Source organism: Oleiphilus sp. HI0080 (assembly GCF_001635135.1).
Genome location: NZ_LWFU01001225.1, coordinates 1 through 568, shown reverse-complemented (window position 1 = coordinate 568; position 568 = coordinate 1). Strand labels below are relative to the sequence as shown.

1 protein-coding gene and 1 pseudogene are annotated in these 568 nt (G+C 48.2%); both read right to left on the bottom strand.

The features are described 5' to 3' along the window. Positions 1-158: DTW domain-containing protein (locus A3751_RS23940; protein ID WP_156492722.1), on the bottom strand; the 158-nt coding region annotated here is incomplete at its 3' end. A gap of 142 nt (positions 159-300) precedes the next feature. Beyond that, positions 301-568, bottom strand: a pseudogene (locus tag A3751_RS23310) (HD-GYP domain-containing protein); the annotation flags it as partial.

Genomic DNA, 568 nt, shown 5'->3' with positions numbered 1-568 from the left:
GCACCGAGACTCGCCAAGTAGGCAGTGGTAAACGGATGATTTGATTCGTCCGGATGTTGGACGATCAGAACGGGCAGTTTAGTGTTCTGGCTTTGAATAAAACCGCAGAGGCAACTTTTGATTGGACGGCGACAAGCACCGCACGTCTTTCTAGACATCAAGCATACACCGAATAACAAGACCGAGAATTCAAGAAGATTTCTCGGACATTACCAGAAAAGAGGCGGTTTAGTAGAAAATAAATCCGGAGTGAGTGCAGCGTTAATGCAGAATTAGTATCGAGTTTTCATACCGAGCAAGTTAGTTCGTTAAGCTCGACACCATATGCTTCAGGCTCCATTTAGAGGTGGCGCCCGTCAACAGATAACTATTCTCGTCAATACCGAGCGCGCCTTTTGGTAAGCTGTCTTTGATATACAGCGCGTGTTGTGGTTTTTGGCTGGCGTTCCACTCAAGAAGGTCAACCCGGCGGCCCGCTTTCAGCTTGTTTTTGGTTGCGTCCGTCACAACGATAATTTTGGGCAGCAAGCGACGTTCGCTATTGTGCCCCGTCACAATGCCAACTTCG